This is a genomic window from Psychrobacillus sp. Z16_25 (assembly GCF_056856695.1).
The window spans coordinates 101,304-126,631 of sequence record NZ_JBXEOV010000009.1; the positions used below are offsets into that span (position 1 = coordinate 101,304).

Here is a 25,328-nt window from a genome sequence, read left to right on the forward strand (position 1 = left end):
TTCATTCACCATCTCTTTCCTTTTATAACGAAGGGTTTTTCTTTAATATCTCTTTTAGTTCCTCAATAAATACATTGATGTCTTTGAATTGTCGATAAACGGAAGCAAAGCGAACGTAAGCTACCTCATCTATTTCCGCAAGCTTGTCCATCACTTTTTCTCCGACCTCTTCCGATTTAATTTCAGAATTCCCCGTTCTTCTTAGCTCTTTCTCAATAAAATAAACAACATCTTCAAGCTGACTTAAAGCCACCGGTCTTTTCTCACAAGCTCGAATAAGACCTCGCAATACCTTTTCGCGACTAAATTCCTCTCGAGACCCATCCTTTTTCACTACAATTAAAGGCGTTTCCTCTACCTTTTCAAAAGTGGTAAATCGAAAACCACAGTCTTCGCATTCCCTTCTTCTTCTTATAGCCTTGTTGTCATCCACTGGGCGTGAATCAACTACCTTCGTACCGTTAAATTGGCATGCTGGGCACCTCATATATACCTCTCCTAAATCATACATTAAATTTTTGTATATCTATTATAACAATTTTTTTCAATAAAATCGAAAAAGCAGAGGAATCTCTTCCTCTGCTCACTCATTATAGTCATGTTTTTCTTACGCTTGAACTGACACACGTGCTTTTGGTGCATTAACTGGCCCCATACCACGAGGCATTTCGAGCGTTTCGCGCGTTCCAGCATTAAGAGCGTCTGCAATATAGTTAGCAGCGATTGTCGGATCTAAATCTCCACATGTGTAGACATCGATGCTAGCGTATCCGTGCTCTGGAAAGCTGTGAATCGTTAAATGCGATTCAGAAATAATAACGACTCCACTCACACCTTGAGGTGCAAATTTGTGGAATGCAACTTCTCTAACCTCTGCACCAGATTTGAGTGCAGCATCAACAAAAGTTTGCTCGATAAATTGCATATCGTTAAGCTTGTCAAAATCGCACTCCCATAGTTCTGCAATAATGTGACGTCCCATTGTCTCCAATGTCCGTTTCCCCCTTTGATTAGTTTAATTTTTATCAAAGTTGACTACCACGGGGGAAAGTTAGTCCAAAGAGGTCCTAACCCTTTAAGTAGTCCATGTACTAGAAGTACACGATTCCAATTATAGAATATATATATTCGTTTGGCAATAAAAAAATCCTCTTTCTAGAAATTTAGAAAGAGGATGGAAAAAATTTTAAAATATAGGTTGTTGACCATTTAATAAATGGCCAGACGACACTTCAATCAGCTATTTCTTACAAAGTTATCCTCAACTTGTAGCGCATTAGCCACTTTTTTCGTTAAGTCTACTACTCTAGCAGAATAGCCCCACTCGTTATCATACCAAGCTAAAACCTTCACCTTTGTATCTCCCATTACCATAGTAGTTAAGCCATCAATAGTACTAGATTGAGTAGTAGTGTTATAGTCAATAGAAACAAGTGGCTCCATTGAAATTCCAAGGATTCCTTTCATCGGACCTTCCGCAGCCTTCACAAATGCTTCATTGACTTGTTCTGCTGTAACTGGTTGTTTGACATCCACTACTAAATCTACTAAAGATACGTTTGGAGTTGGAACTCGAAGCGCCATACCATGGATTTTCCCTTTTAGTTCCGGAAGAACTAGTGAAAGCGCTTTAGCTGCTCCCGTAGAAGTAGGAATAATTGATTGCCCACAAGAACGAGCACGTCTTAAGTCCTTATGTGGGTTATCCAAGTTATTTTGATCGTTTGTATAGGCATGAACAGTTGTCATTAACCCATTTTCAATTCCGAATGAATCATTTAACACTTTTACTACTGGAGCTAAGCAGTTTGTTGTACAGCTTGCATTAGAGATGATATTTTGTGTTGCAACATCTAATTGATCATCGTTTACTCCAATCACTATTGTTGCATCCTCATTTTTAGCAGGTGCAGTAATAACGACTTTTTTTGCTCCTGCTTTCAGATGTCCAGAAGCTTTTTCTCCATCATTGAACTTTCCTGTTGACTCAATCACGATATCAACGTTCAATTCTTTCCAAGGAAGATTTTCTGGTTCACGCTCGTTAACAATTTCTACTCTTTGACCGTTCACTACTAAAGCATTGTCTGTAATTTCAATTTCTCCAGTAAAGGTACCGTGTGTTGAATCATATTTAATCAGATGAGCAAGCGTCTCTAGTGAATATCTTGCATTAATTGCTACTATTCTTAAATCCTCTTGAAAAATTGCCTGACGAAATACCATACGACCTATACGACCAAAACCATTAATTGCTACCGAAGCTGACATTTTATATCCTCCTATAACGTGTGATACTTTTTTGTTTTTTACTCGTAATTAGTATAACACATTTTTATGAATATGCAGCCTTAAAACGACAGTATATTATATTCGGAGTATTCGAACAATTATATATTCCATGACAGCAATATTTTTTTTAATTGCTCTTCCGCCGATTGAACCGTACCGTTGTTATATATGACAGCATCTGCACCCTTTTCTTTGATGGAGAGAGGCAATTGGGAGTGTATCCGTGCTTTTGCCTCTTCTAAAGTATAATTATTTCTTTTCATTAGTCTTTGAAGCTGCGTCTCCTCTGTAACGGTCACTACAATGATTTTATCTACAAAGGATTGTAGCTTGCTTTCAAAGAGCAAGGGTATATCCATAATAATTGTTTGATGACCGGCTTGTATTAGCTCCTCTTTCTGTCTGAGCATTTCTGCTCTGATTGCAGGATGTATAATGTCATTTAGCTGTTTCCGTTTAGCAGGAGAATGAAAGATGATGGATCCTAATTTTTCTCTATTTAAGGACCCATCCTCCGTTAATATTTCATCACCAAAAGCAAACTGAATTGCTTGTAATGTTTCTGTCCCCTTTTCCACCACTACTCTCGCTACAAGGTCAGCATCTATGACGGGATAGCCCATAGACTTCAGCATATTAGAAACAGTGCTCTTCCCACTTGCAATACTACCTGTTAATCCAATAATCATCTTGTTCCCCCATTACCTTTGACATTTTCCACAATACGTTGATGTTCGACCACCAATTGTTTGCTGTTTCGTTTTACTGCCACAAGCGCCACATTCCTTTTTTCCATACATTTGGAGCCTGTGTTGCATATTCCCCGCACCACCATTAATGGAACGGTAATCAGAAATAGTACTTCCTCCGTTTTCGATGCTATCAAGTAGAACAATCACAATTTCTTGGAAAAGCTGAATCTTTCTCTCTCTGCTAATCCTTTTTACCTTTCTAGCAGGGTGTATTTTCATCCGAAAAAGCGCCTCAGTTGCGTAGATATTCCCACAGCCTGAAACGACATGCCCATCCATGATAAATTCCTTAATCGCTTTATTTTCATATTTAGGGAGCTTACTTAGCTCTAAGAAATGATCAAGGGCATTTTCATCAAACGGCTCAGGTGCCATTAATAGTAAGGGAGGGTGATCAGCCTCTTTTTCTAAAAATCGCAGTTCACCAAATCTTCTAATATCGGCATATACAAGCATGTCACCTTCTTCAAAGTGTAAGGTAACGTGCGCATGTTTCCTAAATTTCTCTTCCAATATATCGAGTATGCTCCGTACATAGAACCAGGCCCCCGACATCCCTAAGTGGGATACGAGGAGCTGTTCCTTTTTATCTTGTTGAAGATGAAAATAAATATATTTGGATCTTCTTTGAATGCTTGTAATTTGTTTTCCGACTAGCAGCCTTTGAAAATCTTCTACGCTGCTCCCTTTAATAATGGCTTCCTTCCCCTTCATCTTGGAGGTAAGGATTGTTTCTGAAACATCGACAGACTTAATCGTTTTTCCAGTAACTACTGGCTGGAGGCCTCTTACAACCCCCTCTACTTCTGGTAATTCCGGCATTTCTATTACTCCTTACTTTGCTTCATACCAAGAAGGACCATATGCATAGTCTACCTTTAAGGGAACAATCAGCTTAATGGCAGATTCCATGACCTCTGGCACAATTTTTTCTAGTATTGCTATTTCCTCCTGTGGTGCTTCGAAAATAAGCTCATCATGCACTTGGAGCAGCATTCTTGTTTGTAGTTTTTCATTTGATAATCTTTCAGCCATATCAATCATCGCTTTTTTAATAATATCTGCCGCACTGCCTTGAATAGGGGTGTTCATAGCAGTTCTCTCTGCAAAGCTTCTTAAATTAAAGTTCGAGCTTGTAATATCAGGAAGATATCTTCTTCTATTTAAAATAGTCGTGACATAACCCTTCTGCTTGGCTTTTGCTATGGTTTCATCCATATATTCCTTTACGCCAGGGAAGCTGTTCAAATACTGCTCGATGAAATTTGCTGCTTCTTTTCTTGTAATGTTTAAGCTTTGTGAAAGTCCATAATCACTGATTCCATAGACAATCCCGAAATTAACCGCCTTAGCTGCTCGGCGCATTTCCGAGGTCACATTCTCTTGAGTAACTTGAAAAACGTCCATCGCAGTTTTTGTATGAACATCCATATCGTGAATAAACGCTTCTATTAGGTTCTGATCTCTAGACATATGGGCTAGTACTCGTAACTCAATCTGAGAATAGTCAGCAGCAAACATAACCCAGCCAGGTCTGGACGGTACAAAAGCCTTTCGAATCTTTCTTCCTTCTTCCAAACGAATTGGTATATTTTGAAGGTTAGGATTGATGGAGCTTAGTCTTCCTGTGGAAGTTAATGCCTGCTGATAGCGAGTATGAATTTTTCCATCCTCTACATGTATTTCCTTTAGAAGGCCTTCAATATAAGTAGAGTTTAACTTTCCTAACTGTCGGTATAATAATATCTCTTGAATGATTTGATGCTCGCTTGCTAGCTTTTCTAGTACGTCAGCGGCTGTAGAATAACCAGTTTTTGTTTTCTTAATTGGAGGGAGACCTAGCTTTTCGAAAAGAATTACTCCTAGCTGCTTAGGAGAATTAATATTGAAGGATTCTCCGGCAAGCTCATGAATTTTCTTTTCGATGTCCTGAAGCTTGCTTTCTAAGTCCTTGCCCATGTCTTCTAAGACCTGTCTGTCCACACTTACTCCATCCGATTCCATTGAACCAAGAATAGAGGCAAGTGGTAGCTCTAGTTCTTTATATAGTTCAAACTGTTCGTTTTCCTTCAGCTTTTTCTCTACGATAGGCTTTAAGTGCCAAATCCCAAGCGCTTTTCTAGTTGCATGCTCTGCTAACCTTTGTAATTCTGGAGTTGCCTTCTTCGCACCTTTCCCGTATACACTTTCATCAGTGAAAAGATTATAGTATCCATATTCTTTGGCGATGGAAGCAACGTCCTCTGAAGAGATAGCTGGATTGTCAATATATGCTGCAAGTAAAAGGTCAAACTCTACACCGGTAATTGTGACACCGTGCTTTCTACACACTGCTTGTGTAGCTTTAGAGTCTGCTACATATTTTGTTTTGCTTTCATCTGCTAGCCATGTGCAAAATTCATTTGATTGAAATGCCTCACTACCTTCAATGAAGTAAGATTTTTCTCCATCTGAAAGTGCTACTCCCAATAGTTGAGCAGTATGGTATTGTTCATCAAACATCTCTAATAGAACAGCCATTTCATCCGTCAAAATAGCTGGGTTTAGCTTGTCCAACACCTCAAAGTTCGTTTCAGTAGTTTCGTGGTCCTCCACGACATATTCTGTCTTTTCTAGTAAGGTCTTAAAGGAAAGTTCTTTCCATACCTTAATGACCTCATCCATATTAGGTCCACTATAGGAAATATCTTCAAGACTCACTTGAATTGGCGCATTTGTTTCAATTGTAGCAAGCACCTTACTCATCTTCGCTTGCTCTTCATTGACAACAAGCTTTTCTTTCAGCTTTGCCCCGCTCACAGAGTCTATTGCTTCATATAGCTTTTCAACGGATCCATGCTCCTTCAACAGCTTAATCGCAGTTTTTTCTCCAACTCCAGGTACTCCTGGGATATTATCAGACGAATCTCCCATTAGTCCCTTCATATCGATAATTTGGATAGGAGTCAGTCCATATTTTTCTTGCACATGGGAAGGTGTGTATTTTTCAATATCGGTAATCCCTTTTCGAGTGATATATACGGTTGTATTGTCTGTAGCTAGCTGTGTTAAGTCTTTATCCCCTGAAACGATGACCACTTGCCGACCTTTAGCTTCTGCTTGTTTACTCAAGGTGCCGATAATATCATCTGCTTCATACATCTCTTGTTCATATCGTTTGATTCCATAGGCGTCGATCAATTTTCGTAAATAAGGAAATTGTTCTGAAAGCTCTGGCGGAGTTTTTTGTCTTCCACCTTTGTATTCACCAAATGTAGCGTGGCGGAAAGTAGTTTTTCCAGCGTCAAACGCTACGAGCATATGCGTAGGATTTTCCTCTTCCATTATTTTTTGTAGCATCATGGTAAACCCATAAACCGCATTGGTATGTATGCCATGTTCATTTGTTAAAAGTGGTAACGCAAAAAATGCTCGGTATGCTAAGCTGTTTCCATCTAGCAACAGGATTTTTTCAGATGACATAATCCTTCACTCCTTGAAATTAAATAATTACGCGTTATTTACGCAAAAAAATCGTCATTCCTTATATCTTACCATGAGAGTAAGGGGAATGACGATTTATATACTATTCTAGATACCCAGAAAGAATTCGTGCATATGGAGAATCAGAAGGAATGATAATCATAGTATCTTCTCCAATTGTTTTCTTATAGGATTCTAGCGTTCTGTATATGGAATAAAACTCTGGATCCTTCGAAAAGCTTGTGTTATAGATTTTAGCAGCCTCTGCATCTCCAGCTGCTCTTATTTCAGCTGCTTGTTCATTAGCTGTTGCTAGCATCTCTTTTACCGTACGATCTGTTTCTGCTTCGATACGTCTCTTATCTGCATCACCTGTAGAAAGGAATTCTTGGGCAATACTTTGACGCTCTGAAATCATTTCATTAAATACGGATTGTTCATTTTCCTGCGGTAAATCAATTCGTTTAATACGCACATCTACTACTTCTATACCATATTTATCTTTTGCAAGAAGCTCATTTACATGTGCAGTAATTTTATCATTTAGACTTCCACGCTCTGAATTTTCATCATTAATAATATCGCTATACTTTAGTTGCCCAAGCTCTGTACGTACGACAGAATAGATAAACTCCTCCATCCGAGCGCCGGCTCCATCCAGACTTCCCGCACTAGATATCATTTGCTTTGGATTGGTTACCTTCCAAACAGCATAATTATCTACAATAATACGACGCTTATCAGCTGTATTTATTTCTCTTTCAGAAAGCTTATAATTCATTTGGTACTTAGGAATTGTAGACACACTTTGAAGGAAAGGGATTTTCATATGAAGACCTGGCTCACTCTTAATGTCTTTAATTTCACCAAACTGACGGACTACTTTATATTCGCCTTCTTTTACAACATAGATGTTTACAACCGCAATAATCGCTACAACAAATATAAGGAGAATAGCGATAAATGATTTGGAATGCTTTTTAAAGTCAAAAGGTGTCTTTTCCTTCTTCGGTTTGTTTTTCACCGTTTTATATTTATTTTCTAGGTTTTCAAAAGGGTTATGATTGTCAGCCATTATTGCCCACTCCCTTCTGTTTTAGTTGCTTCTGTTTTAGTTGCTTCTGTTTTTGCTTCTGTCTCTGCCTTAGGAGTTGTCGCTTGCTTACTATCTACCGGCTGAATCGGCAAGTACTTCATCGTGCCGCCTTCGTCATTCATAATATAGATTTGTGCACCTGGAAGAACAGAATCTAACGTCTCTAAGATTAATCGCTGTTTAGTAATTTCTTGGTTGTTCCGATATTCCTCATAAAGCTCGTTAAATATTGCCACATCACCATTTGCCTGAGCAATACGCTCAAATTTATAAGCTTCTGCATTGGAGATAATTGCATCCTTTTCCCCAACCGCTTCACTTACCATTTGGTTTTTGTATTTTTCAGCCTGATTTCTTTTCGTGTTTTTCGTTTCCTCTGCGTCTGTCACGGCAGTGAATGCTGCACGAACCTCCGCGTTTGGCAACTCCACGTCCTGAAGCTTCACTGTTAACACCGTAATACCAATATCATATTTCTCTATTAAGCCTTGAAGCATTTCGTTTGTAGCAGCCTCAATTTCCGCTTTTCCATTTGTTAATGCTGCGTCAATCTTCGAGTTACCGATTACAGATCTAATAGATGCAGATGTTGCATCATGAAGAATTTCTTGAGGATTTTCCGAGTTAAATAAATATCTTTTAGGATCAGTAATTTTATATTGAACAACTAGATCTGCAAGAACGATATTATCATCGCCTGTAATCATTTTGGTGTCCTTGTCAAAGGAGGTGATCTCACCGTCCTCCGATTGGCTATAACCAAATTGAAGACCGAACGTTTCCTTTGATAACTTTTCTACCTTTTGGATCGGCCAAGGCATTTTGAACTTTAAGCCAGGCTCTACAATTGGATCACTTGCTTCACCGAAGGTTATAACAATTGCCTGTTCAGATTCATCCACTGTATACCAAGAAGTTAACAAAGCAGATAATAAAATGATACCAACGACTGATATAGCTATGATCGATAACACTCTTTTTGTACTCATTTTCTTTCCCCTTTCTCTATCTATAGGTCTTATACGGAAAGGATATCCAATTGGTTTCAATATATTTTTAATAAGTATGAATAACTCGAAAAAACAAGTTTTGTTTGTGATCAGTTCTCTTTCTTTGACAAGCCCCTTACGAAAAAGTTCAGTGGTAAATGATATGCCTATTACGAAAAGGATGTTACTCTTCCGACTAGCTGTAGGCACGCAAATAATTAAGCGTATAAAAAAAGAACGAAAGCCTGGGACAAAACAATAGAACAGCGCTTGCGATTTATCCTTTTGAAGAAATCGTAAGTGCTTTCTTACTTTTAAAACGTATGGTTCTTCACTGCGCCGGAGGCCAACAGGATGTTGGTCACAAAGGCATTGTCACACGATGTGACGTTTTTTTGCCTTTGTTCCTTTGGGACTCCTCTTTCGTCGCTAATAAATTTGCGTTCCCGCAGGAGTCACCGACGCTGTTTTGAACCATTGGTACTACCTTCTAATAAATAAATCTTGATAAGAATCTTGTAAAAAAATGTGTAACAAATCACAAAAAATTGTTTTGTCCTTCTCTTTTATTTAAGAATTCACTTTTTTCCCAGCCCATCGGTTTTTTCAGAAAAGCACCTGTACTGAGCAAAGCGAGGGAGGCTAAAGGAGGGAAAACCAAGACGTCACATCGTGTGACAACGTATTCCTAACCAACATCCTGTTGGGCTCCGTGAAAAGCGTCCGCCACAATGGTAATAAACAATTTAAAAAGCGAGTAATGCGAAAGATTCTCCTCCACATCCTCGCTTCTAATATTAATAGACTTTTTCAATGCCCTCTATTTTTACCAAGAATTATTTTTATATTTTTTATAGTAATTTAATTGACGCGCCATCAAATAAAGCTTACGAGTAAGGTTTCGGTCATTTTTATAAAATAACGGGTTACCCCATTTTCCTTGACGAAGCAGTGTACGAATTTCTTGCTGTATTTCTTTATTATCCACAAATTTTTTCAACACAATTTTCGGTACTACAGTGAACAAGTAATGCTCATTCAACAAGGTTAGCTCCTTGTCTTTATGGTAAATAATATCATCCACAAAATATCTAGCCATGTTATGGCCAAGCGCAGTAGTATAATAACTTGATCTTCCCTGACGAATATTCACTTCAAATACTTTAAATTTGCCGTCACGTTCGTCATATTTCAAATCAAAGTTGGCGAAGCCTACATAGCCGACTGCCTCTAGGAAATGCTGAAGCTTTTTCATTAGATCTTCGTTATATCTCGTAATCAAAGCTGTGTAATTTCCTATCGCTGTCACAGTATGCTCTTGAAGCACAACTTGAGCAAGCGTGCTAAGCTGGGCCTTTCCTTTCGAGCTCATATAGAAAACAGAATCCCACATATAAGTATCATCACCAGGTATGTAATCTTGAATAATCAAATCCTCTTGATATCCACTCGCATTTACTTTACTGATGACCTCTTGAAGCTGCTGCTGATTCTCTACTCGATAAACCTTTTGCTGCCCTTGAAACTTATGCTTATAATATTCGACCCCATTGCTTGGTTTTATAATCAATGGAAAAAGGACTTCCTCTGTAAACGGCTCTTTCTTTGCACAGGAATAAAAATATGTTTTAGGTGTGTCAATGCCATGTTCTTCACAAAGCTTGTAGAAATTAGATTTTACTAACAGGTTATTCATCAATTCCTCAGACATATAGTTAAAAACAAACTTTTCTCGAAGAACATCTGCATTTTCTATGATCAATCGAACATAAAAGTCATTTGTTCCAACCAAAAGTAACTGCTTGTCCGGTGATTGATATTTGTCTGCCACCTCAGACAATACAGCTACAAATGCTTGCTTATCCCATAAGTTAGGATGAATTTCAATATGATCAATTACGTTACTCCACTTAGTAAAGGACATTTCTTCTTTTCCGACTAGGATAGGTTTAATATTGTATTCTTCATGAAAGGATATAGCCATATTATAGGCGTTTATATCCGTTCCAACGATAATTGGAATAAATGGTTGTTTGTTCATCTTTACCTCCGTTGCTAGGGTTGAGGAATATACACAGTGAACTGTGTTCCCTTCCCTACTTCACTTTCTAATTCTATATATCCATGATGGGTCTCTACCAAATGCTTGACAATAGCCAGCCCTAAACCAGTCCCACCTGATTCTCGACTGCGCGCTCTGTCTACTCGATAAAACCTTTCAAAGATGCGCTCCTGCTCCTCTAGCTTGATTCCAATACCTTCATCTCTTATTTGTAAATAGCCATATGAACCTTTTTGCCCAACGCTTATATGGATCGTAGTATGATTTCCAGAATAAGAAATAGCATTGGTTAATAGATTCATCATAATTTGAATAATACGATGATAGTCGCCCTTCACGTAGATTGTTTCATTTACATTTAAGTCAATTTCCATCTCTTTTTCTTCTAATAAATGATTTGTCATCTCCAAACAACTAACAACCACATCATAGAGCCTTACTTTGGTAATATTCATTGTATATCCTTCTTGTTCAATCTTTGATAAGTCTAATAGGTCATTAATGAGCATTTGAAGACGATTACTTTCCTTATAGATAATCTCCAAGAAGGAGAGGAGATTTTCTTCCTTTTTATATGCTCCTAATAGGAGCGTCTCGGCAAATCCTTTTATAGAAGTAATGGGTGTTTTCAACTCATGCGAAACATTTGCAACAAAATCCTTTCGAATCTGCTCTAGCTTCACTATCTCTGTGATGTCATGAATCACTACCACAATCCCCAGCCATTTCCCATGCTCCCCTATAACTGGAGCTCCATAGGCAACAACACTATAATTATGGGGACTTCTTTGAATATTTATTTGCTGCTTATGAGAGGTCTCCGTCAAAAAAAGATGGTCTATAAACTCCTCTATTTTATCAGGAAGCCCAATTGATTTAAACTGCTTATTTGTAACATCCCCAGCCGACATATCAAGCTGTGCTAAGAATGCTCGATTGACAATCGTCACTTTTCCATCCCTGTCAATCATAATAAGACCACTCACCATGTTCTCTATTAAAGTTTTTAGTCGCTCTTGCTCTGTTTCTCGAATTACAGAAATCTCTTGTAGGTTCCTTGCTAGAATATTAATGGAGTTTGTTAGTTTCGACATTCCTAAGTCATTGTTCTCATAAGCTCTTACATGATAATGTCCTTTGGCTAACTCCATTGCAGTTTCTGTTACATGTTCAACAGGCTGGGTAAATTTCTTACAGAACTTAAATCCGATAAAGAGGGATAGTAAGTAGACAAATAAAAGGACAAAGAACAGAAAAAGCCAAAGAGATTCTTTTTCCTTTCGAATATCTCGTTCAATAAATTCAGCTTGTAAAGCTTCTCTTAAAAGAAATTGTTCTTCTGCAGTAAGTTCATATTCCTCCATATACACAGAAGCCTCTTTTAGCTTCGTGTCAATATTTGTATCTACTGCTTGTTGAACTAAAAAGGGGAATATCTGCCCGAGAATGATTCCGATTCCAAGCATGACAACTCCTAATAGAACAGCGAAGGTACGGAATATTTGAGTATGAAATGTCATAGAGACTTTGGCTCCTCAAACTTGTAGCCTAGCCCTCTTATTGTTTTGATGAACATTGGTCTTCGGCTATTTTCCTCTATTTTTTCTCGCAAATGGCTGACATGAACATCCACTATTCGAGTATCTCCTGCAAAATCATAATTCCATACAGCACTTAAAAGCTGGTCACGAGTCAGGACTTTGTTTTTATTCTCAATTAAATAAATAAGTAACTCAAATTCCTTTGGCGTAAAAAAGAGCTGCTCCTTATTCAAAAAAACCTCAAAACGTTCTGGATAAACTTCTAAAGGGCCAAAAACATACGAATCATCGGTTTTTTCCTTTATCGGATTCGCACTAAGACCTGTTCTTCTTATCATGGCCTTTACCCTAGCTATTACCTCTCTCGGGCTGAATGGCTTGGTCATATAATCATCTGCACCAAGCTCTAGACCCAGTACCTTATCAAACTCTTCTCCTTTGGCAGTGAGCATAATGATTGGAATATGGATTCCTTGGAGACGAAGCTTCTTGCAAACCTCCATTCCATCCATTTTGGGCAACATCCAATCTAATACAATTACATCCGGTTGCTCCTCCATCGCTAATTGAAAACCCTCTGCACCATCATTAGCGGTTATAACAGTAAATCCCGCTTCCACTAAATTATATGTAAGTAGCGTAACAATTGAGCTTTCATCATCTACAACTAATACAGTATGCATTATTTTCCTCCAAATAAAATTTGGAAATTTCTTTCCAAATCACTTAAAACATCTGATTACAGTACTTTTGGTGGGAGAACAGTAAATAGTCCTTCCAGAACTACCTCTTCTTGTTCATCCTTCGCTATCGCATGAACCGTGATTTCATTTTTATGTACATCTTTTTCTTTCACTTCTAAGGTAAATGTTAATAAAGCATAATGAAAGGTTGGCTTCGGATAGGCTACCTCCTGTCTAACAACGTGAGAACCTGGTCCTGGTAAATACTTAGATATCGAGGAAGTCACAATCCCCGTTAGCATAATAGGTGGAACAATAGGTTTAGAATAGATCGTATTTATCGTAAAATCATGTTGTATGTACAAAGGGTTATTGTCATTCGTCAAACCTAAGTAGAGCAGTAAATCTTTGTCTTCGATTTTTTCAGTTAGAACTAGTTTTTCTCCTACTGTAAGCTCCTCCATACCGCGACCGATTTTATGCTTTTTCCCTAATAGCAAAAACTATTCCTCCAATCTGTTAGCTACTTTCATCTTAACAATAATTCCCCGTCCTTCGCAACTGATGATAAAGTCAAAACATTCTTCCGCTAAAACTATTCTCAGAATTGTTTTGTATATAACATCCCTAAACAGACATAAAAAAAGATAGATAGGGATCTCACCCTACCTACCCTTCAGCGCTAAAGCTTAGCTTAACATTTTCATAACTGCCTTTACGGAATCCGCTGATTTGTTTAAAAGAGCTAATTCTTCCTCCGTTAAATCTAGCTCTATAACTTTTTCTATTCCTCCTGCACCCAGTACTGTAGGTACACCTAAATAAATACCATCCAACCCATATTCGCCTTCTAAGTACGCAATGGAAGGTAGCACTCGCTTTTGATCCTTTAAAATGGCCTCTGCCATTTCTACTAATGAGGCAGAAGGTGCGTAGTATGCAGAACCATTTCCTAAAAGGTTCACAATCTCTGCACCACCCTTACGTGTTCTTTCCACAATTTCCTCTAAACGCTTAGCATCTAGCAGCTTTTCCAATGGAATTCCACCAGCATAAGAATATCTGATGAGAGGCACCATGTCATCACCATGGCCTCCTAAAACAAAGCCCGTAATATCTTTTACTGACAGGTTTAACTCTTGAGCAATAAACGTCCGAAAACGAGCAGTATCTAATACACCTGACTGACCTATTACCCGTTCCTTTGGAAATCCTGATTCTTTGTATACCGTGTATGTCATTGCGTCCACAGGATTTGTTAATACGAGTATGGTGGTGTTTGGAGAATATGTTACTATCTCCCTTGTCACTGCCTTCATTACTTTTTGATTTGTTTGGACCAGGTCGTCACGACTCATTCCTGGTTTTCTGGCAACACCAGCTGTAATAATCACTAAATCCGAGCCTTTGGTGTCTTCATAATTAGACGTACCAGTGATGTTTACATCATAGCCTAATACAGGAGCAGCTTCAGCCATGTCTAAAGCCTTTCCCTTTGTAGGATTTTCAGCTTGCGGGATATCGACTAGCACAACATCCCCAAGCTCTTTCTGAGCTACCAAGAATGCAGTAGTTGCGCCTGTAAAACCACTGCCAATAACAGAAATTTTTTTACGTTTTAATGTCATCTGATATACTCCCCTTTTTTGGACAAGCATTCTTAGACCATGACCTCCATACACATACTCTCTATTTATAGGTCAGTCTAACGGTCATCCTATTCCCTATTATAACTCGGTTAGAAATTTTGGTGAACCTCCATTACCTTGCTTGCGTCATATACCAGTTATATGCATCTTTATCTAAGATTTCTAGAGACAAACTATTCAGATCTTCGCGTTTGCAATACGGCTTACTATAGCTGCCATAACCGAAGATACAGTTATCTTTGATAGATACATTCGTAAGCAAATAGACAATTCCTTCTTCCATATAGAGGGCATATTTTACAGATTCCGTTAGATGTTTTTTAATAAGCAAAATATCCTTAAGAGGTATTTCATATTTCTCGTGCTGAAACAACTGAAAAGGTTGCTGTGGGTTTTCTACTTGATAAAAATATTTCATTTTACCTTCCTCCAGACTTTCTCCTTGCTTTTATAGCAATAAGTTTTCATTCATTATACTTGAACATAAATATCCAATAACATGCTGCATTCTTTTGAGAGTATGAATACATATCTTCCATTATTATACGGAATGTACAAGTAAATATAAATGACTCCAAGTTTTTACTGTATTACTGATTATGCACAGAAGAATAAGGAGTCACCTTTATTAGTAAAAAGTGGATTTTGATTAGTTAGTATTGAGACGGAAACACTGCCACTCACAGAAAGAGAGAGCATAGAGGAAGGAAAAGTAAGGTCGACAACTTATGTGATTACATTTCCTAATTAAGATTCTGATAGCGTCCATCACCTCGCTTACCAGTTATACAATTTCTTAGGAATACCCTTACAAATATTACAGAAACTAAAAAGACTGCCAGAAAAGTCAAACACATGACTTTTCTTGACAGCCTTTCAAAATATAATTCCAAATTTTTGAAATTACATGTTTTTAATTAATTCGTCAGCGAACTCTGAACATTTTACTTCTGTAGCGCCATCCATTAGACGTGCGAAATCGTAAGTAACTACTTTCGATTCAATTGTTTTCTCCATTGAATCCATGATAAGTTTAGCAGCTTCGTTCCAGCCAAGGTGTTCAAGCATTAATACACCTGAAAGGATTACTGAAGATGGGTTTACTTTATCAAGACCAGCATATTTTGGAGCTGTACCGTGAGTAGCTTCAAAGATTGCATGTCCAGTTACATAGTTGATGTTTGCTCCTGGAGCGATACCAATACCACCAACTTGTGCAGCTAGTGCATCTGAGATATAGTCTCCGTTTAAGTTCATTGTAGCAACTACATCAAACTCTTTTGGACGAGTTAAGATTTGTTGTAAGAAGATATCAGCAATAGAATCTTTTACTAAGATTTTACCTGCTGCAAGTGCATCAGCTTGTGCTTTGTCAGCAGCTTCTGTACCTTGTTCTTCTTTGATTTTATCGTATTGGTTCCAAGTGAATACTTTGTCACCAAATTCTTGTTCAGCAACTTCGTAGCCCCAGTTTTTGAAAGCTCCTTCAGTAAACTTCATGATGTTTCCTTTGTGTACCAATGTTAAAGAAGTACGACCTTCTTTAATGATGTAGTTTAGAGCAGCGCGAACTAAACGTTTTGTACCTTCTTCAGAAATTGGCTTGATACCGATACCAGAAGTTTCTGGGAAACGAATATTCTTCACACCAAATTCAGATTGTAAAAAGTCGATTAACTTTTTCGCATTTTCTGTACCTTTTGCATACTCGATACCAGCATAGATATCCTCTGTGTTTTCACGGAAAATAACCATATCAGTGTCTTCTGGGCGTTTTACTGGAGATGGAACACCTGTGAAGTAACGTACTGGACGTAAGCAAGTGTATAGGTCTAACTCTTGACGTAACGCTACGTTTAGAGAACGGATACCACCACCGATTGGAGTTGTAAGAGGTCCTTTAATAGCGATTAGGTATTCAGAGATTACGTCTAAAGTTTCTTGTGGTAACCACTCACCTGTTTGATCAAATGCTTTTTGACCAGCTAGTACTTCTTTCCACTGAATTTTCTTTTCACCGTTGTATGCTTTTTCAACTGATGCTTCTAGCACGCGAGATGCTGCAGCCCAAATATCAGGACCTGTTCCGTCACCTTCGATGAATGGGATTACTGGTTCGTTTGGTACGTTAAGTACACCGTTTTCTACTGTAATTTTTCCAGATGTCATTGCTTTTTCCTCCTACTATCATAATCATAGGGCCATAAACACGATGTGTTTAAGCCCTAATCTGTGTACAAACAATCTTATCTTTCCTCGATAGGAATATACTTTTGCATTCCTGGACCTACGTACTCAGCACGAGGACGGATTAAGCGGTTGTTAGCGTATTGCTCAAGGATATGAGCAGTCCAACCAGAAACACGAGATACTGCAAAGATTGGTGTGAATAGGTCATGCTCGATATTTAAAGAATGATACACGGATGCAGAGTAGAAATCAACGTTTGGTGGAAGATTTTTCTGACCAGTTACAATTTCTTCAATACGAGTAGACATATCATAAAGCTTAGACTCTCCACGAAGTGTTGTTAATTTTCTTGACATTTCGCGCAGATGTTTAGCACGAGGATCGCCTTTTCGATATACACGATGACCGAATCCCATGATTTTTTCTTTATTTTCAAGCTTGTTGTTAATATACTCGTCCACTTTATCAAGTGAACCAATTTCAGTTAACATTTTCATTACTTGCTCATTAGCTCCACCGTGAAGTGGCCCTTTCAGAGCACCAATTGCTGATACTACTCCAGAGTAAATATCAGAAAGTGTTGCTACACATACACGAGCAGTAAAAGTAGATGCATTTAATTCATGATCTGCATGTAATACTAATGCTTTGTCAAAAGCTTCTACTTCGATATCTGCTGGAAGCTCTCCATGTAGCATGTACAAGAAGTTTGCAGCATAACCTAGATCCGATTTTGGAGCAACTGGCTCTAATCCTTTTCGAACACGAGAGAATGCTGTAACTAGAGTTGCAAGCTTTGCTTGTAACTTGATAGCTTTCAGGTAGTTAGCCTCGTCTGACATATCTTCTGCAGCATCATCATATAATGCTAGCATGGAAACTGCTGTTCTTAGTGCAGTCATTGGGTGTACCTTATCAATAGGATATACCTTGAATTGGTTTAATACCTCTTGAGGTACCGCCATATTGTCAGCTAATTGTTGTTTAAGCTCTGCTAACTCAGATACATTTGGTAAACGCTTGTGCCAAAGTAAATATACTACCTCTTCAAAGCTCGCATTAGTTGTTAGATCATCAATATCATATCCAACATAAGTAAGTGTGTCATCAATAATGGAACTGATAGCAGATTGAGTAGCAACTACTCCTTCTAAACCACGAGTTGATGTCATTTAAATCTCCCCTTCTTTTACAAGCATCTTCCATTCTATGAATCTATAGAATAAGTTTACCTGTATTTGTATGTACCTAAAATGCTTACTCAAGTATTATAATCAATTTTGGATAATTTGTGAATGAAAACGCTTAAAATTATTAAAAAATAACTTTTAAATAAACCATATTTTGAAAAGAATGGATGAATAACATAAGTTTTCAATTAAATAAGAGAGATTTCCTTACATACTGGTTACCGATTGGAATCATTACTCTCATCCTATTAATAGCATATCCACTTACATTATCCATCCTATTTGGTTATTTCCTTTATCCACTTACAAGCTTCTTACATAGAAAACTAAAATTACCTATCTTTGTCAGCGTAGTTCTTACGGAAGTTCTCATTCTCTCTATTTTTCTCTTATTCGTCTTCTTTATTATCCAATCACTTATTACCTTAATCCCATTAATTCATGAACATATCATGTTGCTCCCTATTGACCAATTACAAAAGCATCCAGTCTTTGTGATGTTTGAAGGTAAGTTCCAAGATGTACTAAATGAGATTCTAACGAATCTATTAAATAAAGTAACCCATCTTCCCTCCTATTTTTTTGAGGTGCTGTTGTTTAGTATAGGGTTATTTTTTTCCTTAATGGAATCAACAAAGGATCGCCTATGGTTCTTAATATTCTTTCCGGATAGAGTCCGACTTTTCTTTGAAAAGGCACTTGTGAAAATTAATGTTATTGTAAATAATTTTCTAGGTGTGGAAGTACGTCTCATATTCCTTACATTTACTTTATTGGCGATAGGCTTTAGCGTACTCGGAATGCATAATCCCATTAAGCATGCATTTCTTATTTCATTGGTAGATAGTATTCCCTTTTTAGGAACCGGCATAGTGTTGATTCCACTAAGTATTTACTTCTTTTTATTAGGTGACAAATTATTTGGGATCATTATCTTATTGTTATACATATTTGTTCAGATAACCCGATATATTGCCGATTCTATGCTCTGGTCAAAATCGATGAAAATGAGAGCCGTTCATGTATTTTTTCTAAGTGCAGCAGCGTTTTTAATGTTTGGTTTTATAGGAATTTTATTTAGTCCCTTTATTTATTTGTTTGCAAACAAATGGGAAGCCACTAGGAAGACTTCATTACAATAACTTGTCCATTTTTCATCTTCTTTCGAATCCATTTATATAGAATTGGTTTGAAAAGCTTTCTGGTAGGTGCAAATAAAAACAGTAAACCAGTAATATCCGTTATAAACCCTGGAAGAATAACAAAGATTGCACCGGCTAGGACGAAAAGCCCGTTAATCGCTGCATCTCCAGGAGCTTGAAAATTTCTCATGCTTTCTGAAAACTCTTTGTATGCTTTCAACCCTTGTCTTCTCGCAATGATTGCCCCACCAACACCCGTTAGGATGATTAATAGAAGTGCATTAAGGGCACCAAAGGTCTTTCCCGCTAATAGCAGGATATATAATTCTACTGCTGGTAACAAAACAAATAAACCAATGATCCATTTCATAGGTAAACCCCCCTATATTTATTATAAAGCATCTTCTTTACTTTAGTCGGTTGACTTGCTTAAAAAGAAACAAAGACCGAGAATAAAAAACGAAAAGCACTTACGATTTTTTACCTATTGTAAAAAACGTAAGTGCTTCCTTATCTAATATACTTAGTTCTCCACTTTGTCGGACATTTTAGCGGAGTTTGTCCGGACTCGTCTTACTCTAAACCAAGAGTGCTTTTGCTAATACATATAATTAGATAAGTATGATCAACAGAACTTTGACTTGGTTAGATTATTCTTGCATGCCCATTGTAGATGACACCTGTTTCAGCATCAAGTGTAAGCTCTTGACCGTCTGAAATGATATTGGTTGCATTTTCCACACCAACAATGACAGGAATACCTAAGCTTAACCCTACCACAGCTGCATGGCTAGTTAAGCCTCCCTCTTCTGTGATCAATCCACGACATTTTTCAATAGCTGGAATCATGTCTTTATCAGATCCAATAGTCACAATGATGCTGTCGCTAGTATCTTTCCCTTTAAGGTCATCTGCAGAATGAACCACAGTCGCTTTACCAACAGCAGTCAATTTACCAATACCTTGTCCTTTGGCTACCATATCTCCAATTACATGAACCTTCATGAGATTTGTTGTTCCTGCTTCACCAACTGGAACACCCGCAGTGATAATAACTAGATCTCCATGTGTTACATAGTGATGAAGAATGCTCTCCTCAACCGAAATTTCTAAGATTTCATCTGTAGAATGCGCCTTCTTCCCAACAATCGGATAGACACCCCAAACAAGCGTTAATTTTCTTGATGGCTTACTAGTTGATGTAACGGCAATAATCGGCACACCTGGTCTAAATTTCGAGATCATTTTTGCAGTATATCCACTCTCTGTAGGAGCAATAACAGCTTTTACTTTCAAGTTAATAGCAGTGTGGGCAACAGCTTGACCAATAGCATCTGTTAAGTTTACTTCTCTTCCCTTACTTAGCTTATTAACGTTTGCACGGTAATCAACCGCATTCTCTGTTCTACGAGCAATTTTATCCATTGTTTTCACAGCTTCTACCGGATACAATCCTGCTGCAGTTTCACCTGATAACATAATTGCATCAGTTCCATCTAAGATCGCATTCGCAACGTCACTTGCCTCTGCTCTTGTTGGTCTAGGATTACGCTGCATGGAATCTAACATTTGTGTTGCAGTGATAACTGGCTTTCCAGCATCGTTTAACTTTTGAATTAATATCTTTTGAACAAGTGGTACTTCTTCTGCTGGAATTTCTACTCCGAGGTCACCACGTGCAACCATTAGGCCATCTGATACTTGGATAATTTCATCAATATTATCCACGCCTTCTTGGTTTTCAATTTTAGGGATGATTTGGATATGAGAACCATTATTCTTTTCAAGAAGCTCACGGATTTCAAGTACATCCTTTGCACGTCTTACGAATGAAGCGGCGATGAAATCAACTTCTTGTTCAATTCCAAAAAGGATATCTTTTGCATCCTTTTCTGTAATACCTGGTAACTGAACAGATACTCCTGGTACATTAACACCTTTATTATTTTTTAAGGTTCCAGCATTTTGAACGTAAGTGGAAATAAGGCCGTTTGCTTTGTCTACGTTTTTTACAACTAATTCAATAAGTCCGTCATCTAATAAAATGATTGATCCTTCTTTTACATCCTCAATAAGCTTTTCGTAAGTAATAGAAAAACGCTCTTTATTTCCTAATACCTCTTTCATGGAGATGTCAATCGTTTGGCCAACTTCTAAATCGATTGCATCGTTTTCCATTTTATGAGTTCGGATTTCAGGTCCCTTTGTGTCTAATAGGATACCAACAATTTTCCCAACTTTTTTAGATACTGCTCTGATTCTTTCAATACGGGCTGCATGCTCCTCATGGCTACCATGAGAAAAGTTTAATCGAGCTACATTCATGCCTGCTCTTATTAACTTCTCCAATACCTCTTCTGATTCACTTGCTGGTCCGATTGTACAAACTATTTTTGTTTTTCGCATATTATAGTCCTTTCTTTTTTAAACTTTTGTAGTTATAGGAATTCATAATATATGTTATCTTTTCTCCTTCAACTCTTAATAGTCATTTCCAAAATGAAGGAATTAATTACAAAGAGAAAAGCTTTCCTAATTAAATAGACAATTCTTTTGATAATTGATACATTGCATTATCAAAAACTATTTTGTTTTCAAAGGCCTCGGTCATGTCGTAGTCTACCACTTGGTGATTTTGAATCCCAATTGCTCGACCACCCTTTCCTTCTAATAATACCTCTACTGCCTTCGCTCCAAACTGGCTAGCTAACACACGGTCCCTTCCAGTTGGAGATCCACCACGTTGGATATGGCCAAGAACAGAAACTCGTGTTTCAATATTTGCATGATCCCTTAGCTTAGCTGCAAATTGTTCTCCACTCATTACTCCCTCTGCAACCACTATAATACTATGTTTTTTTCCACGTGCTGTTCCATTTTTTAGACGATCTACTACTTCTTCTATATTCATCTCTATCTCAGGAACGATAATGGTCTCTGCACCTCCTGCTAGTCCAGCCCAAAGTGCTAAATCACCAGCATCCCTTCCCATTACTTCGATAATAAAAGTTCGATCATGAGATGTTGCAGTGTCTCTTATTTTATCAATACATTCTATTACGGTATTCAGCGCCGTATCAAAGCCCAATGTATAGTCTGTTCCTGGTATATCATTATCAATAGTTCCAGGAATACCCACGCATGGGAAGCCGCTTTTCGTTAAGGTCATGGAGCCTCTGTAGGAACCGTCGCCGCCTATAATAACTAAACCGTCAATTTGATGTTTCTTAAGCTGTTGAATCGCTTTCTGTTGGCCTTCTTCTGTTCGAAACTCATCGCTTCTTGCAGAATAAAGTTTTGTACCGCCACGTTGTATAATATCACCAACAGACCCTAAATCTAACGGTTCAATTTGTCCTGCGATTAACCCTTGGTAACCATGTAAGATCCCAAATACCTCTAAACCTTCGAAAATAGCCTTCCGAACCACTGCGCGGATTGCAGCATTCATACCTGGGGCATCTCCACCGCTTGTTAAAACGCCAATACGTTTCATCTGCAAAACCTCCTAACCTAAAATATATGTATTTGCTATTAGCTTATCATGAAATTGATTTAAAAAAAATGCGTCCAAAAATAGACGCATCTTTTCTGCTATTCTTTATATTCCCCAATATTTTTAAATTTATTATACCTATGTTGAATTAATTCTTCTTTTGACAGTTTACTTAATTCTTGGAGAGAAGCTATGATCGCCTTTTTCATATATCCAGCTTGCTCTTCTAAGCTTTGGTGTGCTCCACCTAGAACCTCTGGTATTATTTTGTCCACAATATTCATCTCTTTTAAATCAGGTGCAGTAATCTTCATTGCCTCCGCTGCCTGTTTTGCGAGAGAAGCATCCTTCCACAGAATGGAGGCTGCTCCCTCTGGTGAAATCACCGAATAAGTAGAGTTTTCTAACATGAGAATCTGATTAGAGATACCAAGCGCTAGTGCGCCTCCACTACCTCCCTCTCCAATGACAATACTAATAACAGGAACCTTCAATCCGGCCATCTCTACAAGGTTTCTAGCTATTGCTTCACTTTGTCCACGTTCTTCAGCTGCTTTCCCTGGATAAGCACCTTTTGTATCAATAAAACAAAGAATAGGTCTATCAAATTTTTCAGCTTGCTTCATTAAACGCAAAGCTTTTCTATAGCCTTCTGGATGTGGCATCCCAAAGTTTCTTTTAATGTTTTCTTTCGTATCTACTCCGCGCTGATGTCCTATAATCGTAACCGGATTTCCATCTAGTTTACCAATTCCTCCTAGTATTGCAGCATCGTCCCCATACAAGCGATCTCCATGCAATTCTAAGAAATTGGTGAAAAGCTTTTCTACATAATCTCTCGTAGTTGGTCTATTTGGATGACGAGCAACCTGTACTCTATCCCAGGGCTCCATATTTTCGTAAATTTCTATTTCTAGTTTTTTCAATCTTTCTTCTAGATTGCTAATTTCCTCGCTCATATCTACATTAGTACTGGTCGTATATTCTTTAATCTCATTAATTTTCTTTTTTAATTGAACGATAGGCTCTTCAAAAGGCAATGCCTTTACCATACTGTTTCCTCCTTTCTAGTATGAAGCTTCACTAGATTTGCAACAGTATCTCTCATATTCTTCCGATGCACTACAGCATCTAACTGCCCATGGTCAAGCAAAAACTCTGCCGTTTGAAAGTCCTCTGGAAGTTTTTCGCGTACCGTCTGTTCGATTACTCTTCGCCCTGCAAAGCCAATTAATGCCTTAGGCTCTGCTAAATTAATATCTCCTATCGATGCAAAGGACGCAGACACACCTCCCGTAGTCGGATGAGTCATAATGGATACATATAAAAGCCCATGGTCACTATGTCTCCTAAGGGCCACAGAGGTTTTAGCCATCTGCATGAGGGATAAGACCCCTTCCTGCATTCTAGCTCCACCACTCGCTGTAAAAATGATAAAGGGAACACGAAGCTCCGTTGCTTTTTCTACCGCTCTAGTGATCTTTTCTCCAACAACCGATCCCATTGAGCCCATGCGGAAATGAGAGTCCATGATTGCCACCACTACTACCTGTTCCTTCAAAGTACCTATACCAGTAAGGACTGCTTCGTTTAAGGAGGTTTTCTTCGCATCTGCCTTCACCTTCTCTATATAGCCTGGGAAGCCAAGAGGGTTAACAGTTTCCAAATGGTCATCCATAGACGCAAATGTCCCCTCGTCTAAAAAAATTTCTACTCTTTCTTGAGCAGTCATTTTCATATGATGATCACAAGAAGGACAAACCTTTAAATTTTTCATTAAATCCTTTGTGAAGACGTTTTTACGACATTCCGTACACTTAATCATAATACCCTCTGGGACATCATTTTTAGCTTTCTCACTCGGAATAGTTGCATACTTTTTCTTATTATTTTTTTTAAATATATCTCGAATGCTCATTTAAACCTCTCCCTTGTTTAGTACCAGAAGCCATTCACTATATAAATCTATTACCTGCTGAACGTTGCCTTCCTTAAGATGTAGGAGTAGCTTTGTCCAAAGCTCTTTTTCTAAACTGCTCATGTTACTTTTAAACGGTTCACCAGCAAACTGCTTTAATAAAAACCATATCTTCAATCCAAGTCTATTGTTAGAAATAATTAGTATCTCACGCAAAATATCTTCTTGTAAAATTTCCTCCGTTTTTAGTTTTTCTAAAAAAGCATCCCAAATAAATAGCTTATGTAGCTCTTCATTTCTACAGACCGTACGAATAGCATCAATTTCTATCGCTTCTCGTGTCTTCTGCACATCTTCCTTTTCTTTCGTTTCTTGAAGAATAAAGGTAGATAATAATTCCACAAGCTGATGCTTACGGTAATCGGATAGAAAGGTTCCTTCTCCTCTTCTAGTTTCTATAATGCCAAGTAGCTCTAAGCTTCTCAGCGCTTCCCTTACTGTGGATCTACCAACTTGTAGACGTTCAGCGAGCTCTCTTTCAGAAGGAATTTTTCCACCAACCGGAATTTTTTCATCTGCAATCAACTGTCTGAGCTGTTTAACAATCTCTAAAAACATTTTTCTTGAACTATTATTTGGGTTCACTAACTATCACTCTTCCATAAATTACAAAGTGGTCTGACCACTTCTAAATATTAGAATACAAAAAAAATTCACAAAGGTAAAGAGTTATAGTGTAAAAATTTAGGTTCACCACCAGAAGTTAGGGAAGAAAGCACTTGAAGGAGCAGTCAGCAAATCCTTTAAAATTAGCGAATTTATCCGTAGCTAGGATGGAGAGAGACTGATTTATTATAGAGAAAAGA

The 25,328-nt window shown here is 37.9% G+C and carries 23 protein-coding genes; 1 reads left to right on the forward strand and 22 read right to left on the reverse strand.

Going from position 1 to position 25,328, the window contains the following annotated elements:
- Window positions 1-22: 22 nt before the first annotated feature.
- The 16 genes from nrdR to citZ form a co-directional block, all read right to left on the reverse strand.
- Window positions 23-487 carry a transcriptional regulator NrdR gene (gene nrdR / locus AC1VU3_RS11145; protein WP_480387378.1) on the reverse strand — a complete coding sequence of 155 codons (465 nt, stop codon included), beginning with the start codon at window positions 485-487 and terminating at the stop codon, window positions 23-25.
- A gap of 120 nt (window positions 488-607) precedes the next feature.
- Complete coding sequence (gene speD, locus AC1VU3_RS11150) at window positions 608-991, reverse strand: adenosylmethionine decarboxylase (RefSeq protein ID WP_480387377.1); 384 nt, start codon at window positions 989-991, stop codon at window positions 608-610.
- Between the two features lie 245 nt (window positions 992-1,236).
- Window positions 1,237-2,271: a glyceraldehyde-3-phosphate dehydrogenase gene (locus AC1VU3_RS11155; RefSeq protein WP_480387376.1), complete on the reverse strand. Its 1,035-nt coding sequence runs from the start codon at window positions 2,269-2,271 to the stop codon at window positions 1,237-1,239.
- Between the two features lie 119 nt (window positions 2,272-2,390).
- Complete coding sequence (gene coaE / locus AC1VU3_RS11160) at window positions 2,391-2,981, reverse strand: dephospho-CoA kinase (RefSeq protein WP_480387375.1); 591 nt, start codon at window positions 2,979-2,981, stop codon at window positions 2,391-2,393.
- A 12-nt stretch (window positions 2,982-2,993) separates the two neighbouring features.
- Window positions 2,994-3,866 carry a bifunctional DNA-formamidopyrimidine glycosylase/DNA-(apurinic or apyrimidinic site) lyase gene (gene mutM / locus AC1VU3_RS11165; RefSeq protein ID WP_480387374.1) on the reverse strand — a complete coding sequence of 291 codons (873 nt, stop codon included), beginning with the start codon at window positions 3,864-3,866 and terminating at the stop codon, window positions 2,994-2,996.
- Window positions 3,867-3,878: 12 nt separating this feature from the next.
- On the reverse strand, window positions 3,879-6,506 hold the full coding sequence (gene polA / locus AC1VU3_RS11170; RefSeq protein ID WP_482983515.1) for a DNA polymerase I: 2,628 nt from the start codon (window positions 6,504-6,506) through the stop codon (window positions 3,879-3,881).
- A gap of 103 nt (window positions 6,507-6,609) precedes the next feature.
- Entirely contained in the window at window positions 6,610-7,581 is a 972-nt protein-coding gene (hflC, locus tag AC1VU3_RS11175; RefSeq protein ID WP_482983516.1) for a protease modulator HflC, read from the reverse strand.
- Window positions 7,581-8,591 (reverse strand): FtsH protease activity modulator HflK, encoded by a 1,011-nt coding sequence (gene hflK, locus AC1VU3_RS11180; protein ID WP_482983517.1) that lies wholly within the window; start codon window positions 8,589-8,591, stop codon window positions 7,581-7,583. The genes hflC and hflK overlap by 1 nt, the downstream gene beginning before the upstream one ends.
- Before the next feature lie 826 nt (window positions 8,592-9,417).
- The gene (locus tag AC1VU3_RS11185; protein ID WP_480387370.1) at window positions 9,418-10,632 is read right to left on the reverse strand and encodes a carboxylate--amine ligase; all 1,215 of its coding nucleotides are present in this window, start codon (window positions 10,630-10,632) and stop codon (window positions 9,418-9,420) included.
- Between the two features lie 14 nt (window positions 10,633-10,646).
- Window positions 10,647-12,173, reverse strand: coding sequence for a two-component system histidine kinase PnpS (gene pnpS / locus AC1VU3_RS11190; RefSeq protein ID WP_480387369.1), 1,527 nt, complete (start codon window positions 12,171-12,173; stop codon window positions 10,647-10,649).
- Window positions 12,170-12,877 carry a response regulator transcription factor gene (locus AC1VU3_RS11195; RefSeq protein WP_482983518.1) on the reverse strand — a complete coding sequence of 236 codons (708 nt, stop codon included), beginning with the start codon at window positions 12,875-12,877 and terminating at the stop codon, window positions 12,170-12,172. Before AC1VU3_RS11195 ends, pnpS begins: the two co-directional genes overlap by 4 nt.
- Window positions 12,878-12,933: 56 nt before the next feature.
- Complete coding sequence (locus AC1VU3_RS11200; RefSeq protein ID WP_480387367.1) at window positions 12,934-13,377, reverse strand: MaoC family dehydratase; 444 nt, start codon at window positions 13,375-13,377, stop codon at window positions 12,934-12,936.
- Between the two features lie 189 nt (window positions 13,378-13,566).
- Entirely contained in the window at window positions 13,567-14,505 is a 939-nt protein-coding gene (gene mdh / locus AC1VU3_RS11205; RefSeq protein ID WP_480387366.1) for a malate dehydrogenase, read from the reverse strand.
- A gap of 133 nt (window positions 14,506-14,638) precedes the next feature.
- Window positions 14,639-14,944 carry a hypothetical protein gene (locus tag AC1VU3_RS11210; RefSeq protein ID WP_482983519.1) on the reverse strand — a complete coding sequence of 102 codons (306 nt, stop codon included), beginning with the start codon at window positions 14,942-14,944 and terminating at the stop codon, window positions 14,639-14,641.
- 485 nt (window positions 14,945-15,429) lie between these two features.
- Complete coding sequence (gene icd, locus AC1VU3_RS11215; protein WP_480387364.1) at window positions 15,430-16,695, reverse strand: NADP-dependent isocitrate dehydrogenase; 1,266 nt, start codon at window positions 16,693-16,695, stop codon at window positions 15,430-15,432.
- Between the two features lie 77 nt (window positions 16,696-16,772).
- The gene (gene citZ, locus AC1VU3_RS11220) at window positions 16,773-17,888 is read right to left on the reverse strand and encodes a citrate synthase (protein ID WP_480387363.1); all 1,116 of its coding nucleotides are present in this window, start codon (window positions 17,886-17,888) and stop codon (window positions 16,773-16,775) included.
- Between the two features lie 185 nt (window positions 17,889-18,073).
- Here citZ and AC1VU3_RS11225 point away from each other — a divergent pair, with 185 nt between their 5' ends.
- On the forward strand, window positions 18,074-19,048 hold the full coding sequence (locus AC1VU3_RS11225; RefSeq protein ID WP_480387362.1) for an AI-2E family transporter: 975 nt from the start codon (window positions 18,074-18,076) through the stop codon (window positions 19,046-19,048).
- On the opposite strand, the gene AC1VU3_RS11230 is transcribed toward AC1VU3_RS11225, so the two are convergent.
- The 6 genes from AC1VU3_RS11230 to AC1VU3_RS11255 form a co-directional block, all read right to left on the reverse strand.
- Window positions 19,026-19,418 (reverse strand): FxsA family protein, encoded by a 393-nt coding sequence (locus AC1VU3_RS11230; RefSeq protein WP_480387361.1) that lies wholly within the window; start codon window positions 19,416-19,418, stop codon window positions 19,026-19,028. The two genes, AC1VU3_RS11225 and AC1VU3_RS11230, sit on opposite strands and share 23 nt — an antisense overlap.
- Before the next feature lie 275 nt (window positions 19,419-19,693).
- Window positions 19,694-21,454, reverse strand: coding sequence for a pyruvate kinase (gene pyk, locus AC1VU3_RS11235; protein WP_480387360.1), 1,761 nt, complete (start codon window positions 21,452-21,454; stop codon window positions 19,694-19,696).
- 130 nt (window positions 21,455-21,584) lie between these two features.
- Entirely contained in the window at window positions 21,585-22,544 is a 960-nt protein-coding gene (pfkA, locus tag AC1VU3_RS11240; RefSeq protein ID WP_480387359.1) for a 6-phosphofructokinase, read from the reverse strand.
- A 98-nt stretch (window positions 22,545-22,642) separates the two neighbouring features.
- A complete protein-coding gene (locus AC1VU3_RS11245; protein ID WP_482983520.1) occupies window positions 22,643-23,596 on the reverse strand; it encodes an acetyl-CoA carboxylase carboxyltransferase subunit alpha in 954 nt (317 codons plus the stop codon).
- Window positions 23,590-24,462 carry an acetyl-CoA carboxylase, carboxyltransferase subunit beta gene (gene accD, locus AC1VU3_RS11250; RefSeq protein WP_480387357.1) on the reverse strand — a complete coding sequence of 291 codons (873 nt, stop codon included), beginning with the start codon at window positions 24,460-24,462 and terminating at the stop codon, window positions 23,590-23,592. Before accD ends, AC1VU3_RS11245 begins: the two co-directional genes overlap by 7 nt.
- Window positions 24,463-25,107: a FadR/GntR family transcriptional regulator gene (locus AC1VU3_RS11255; RefSeq protein ID WP_480387356.1), complete on the reverse strand. Its 645-nt coding sequence runs from the start codon at window positions 25,105-25,107 to the stop codon at window positions 24,463-24,465.
- Between the last annotated feature and the right edge of the window lie 221 nt (window positions 25,108-25,328).

Excerpts from the sequence above, each read along its gene's own strand:
- AC1VU3_RS11210 (WP_482983519.1), bottom strand. The coding sequence starts at position 14,944 with ATGAAATATTTTTATCAAGTAGAAAACCCACAGCAACCTTTTCAGTTG.
- polA (WP_482983515.1), bottom strand. The coding sequence starts at position 6,506 with ATGTCATCTGAAAAAATCCTGTTGCTAGATGGAAACAGCTTAGCATAC.
- accD (WP_480387357.1), bottom strand. The coding sequence starts at position 24,462 with ATGAGCATTCGAGATATATTTAAAAAAAATAATAAGAAAAAGTATGCA.
- AC1VU3_RS11245 (WP_482983520.1), bottom strand. The coding sequence starts at position 23,596 with ATGGTAAAGGCATTGCCTTTTGAAGAGCCTATCGTTCAATTAAAAAAG.
- pfkA (WP_480387359.1), bottom strand. The coding sequence starts at position 22,544 with ATGAAACGTATTGGCGTTTTAACAAGCGGTGGAGATGCCCCAGGTATG.
- AC1VU3_RS11185 (WP_480387370.1), bottom strand. The coding sequence starts at position 10,632 with ATGAACAAACAACCATTTATTCCAATTATCGTTGGAACGGATATAAAC.
- AC1VU3_RS11155 (WP_480387376.1), bottom strand. The coding sequence starts at position 2,271 with ATGTCAGCTTCGGTAGCAATTAATGGTTTTGGTCGTATAGGTCGTATG.
- icd (WP_480387364.1), bottom strand. The coding sequence starts at position 16,695 with ATGACATCTGGAAAAATTACAGTAGAAAACGGTGTACTTAACGTACCA.
- pyk (WP_480387360.1), bottom strand. The coding sequence starts at position 21,454 with ATGCGAAAAACAAAAATAGTTTGTACAATCGGACCAGCAAGTGAATCA.
- hflC (WP_482983516.1), bottom strand. The coding sequence starts at position 7,581 with ATGGCTGACAATCATAACCCTTTTGAAAACCTAGAAAATAAATATAAA.
- pnpS (WP_480387369.1), bottom strand. The coding sequence starts at position 12,173 with ATGACATTTCATACTCAAATATTCCGTACCTTCGCTGTTCTATTAGGA.
- AC1VU3_RS11225 (WP_480387362.1), top strand. The coding sequence starts at position 18,074 with ATGAATAACATAAGTTTTCAATTAAATAAGAGAGATTTCCTTACATAC.
- coaE (WP_480387375.1), bottom strand. The coding sequence starts at position 2,981 with ATGATTATTGGATTAACAGGTAGTATTGCAAGTGGGAAGAGCACTGTT.
- nrdR (WP_480387378.1), bottom strand. The coding sequence starts at position 487 with ATGAGGTGCCCAGCATGCCAATTTAACGGTACGAAGGTAGTTGATTCA.
- AC1VU3_RS11195 (WP_482983518.1), bottom strand. The coding sequence starts at position 12,877 with ATGCATACTGTATTAGTTGTAGATGATGAAAGCTCAATTGTTACGCTA.
- AC1VU3_RS11230 (WP_480387361.1), bottom strand. The coding sequence starts at position 19,418 with ATGAAATGGATCATTGGTTTATTTGTTTTGTTACCAGCAGTAGAATTA.
- citZ (WP_480387363.1), bottom strand. The coding sequence starts at position 17,888 with ATGACATCAACTCGTGGTTTAGAAGGAGTAGTTGCTACTCAATCTGCT.
- mdh (WP_480387366.1), bottom strand. The coding sequence starts at position 14,505 with ATGACATTAAAACGTAAAAAAATTTCTGTTATTGGCAGTGGTTTTACA.
- mutM (WP_480387374.1), bottom strand. The coding sequence starts at position 3,866 with ATGCCGGAATTACCAGAAGTAGAGGGGGTTGTAAGAGGCCTCCAGCCA.
- hflK (WP_482983517.1), bottom strand. The coding sequence starts at position 8,591 with ATGAGTACAAAAAGAGTGTTATCGATCATAGCTATATCAGTCGTTGGT.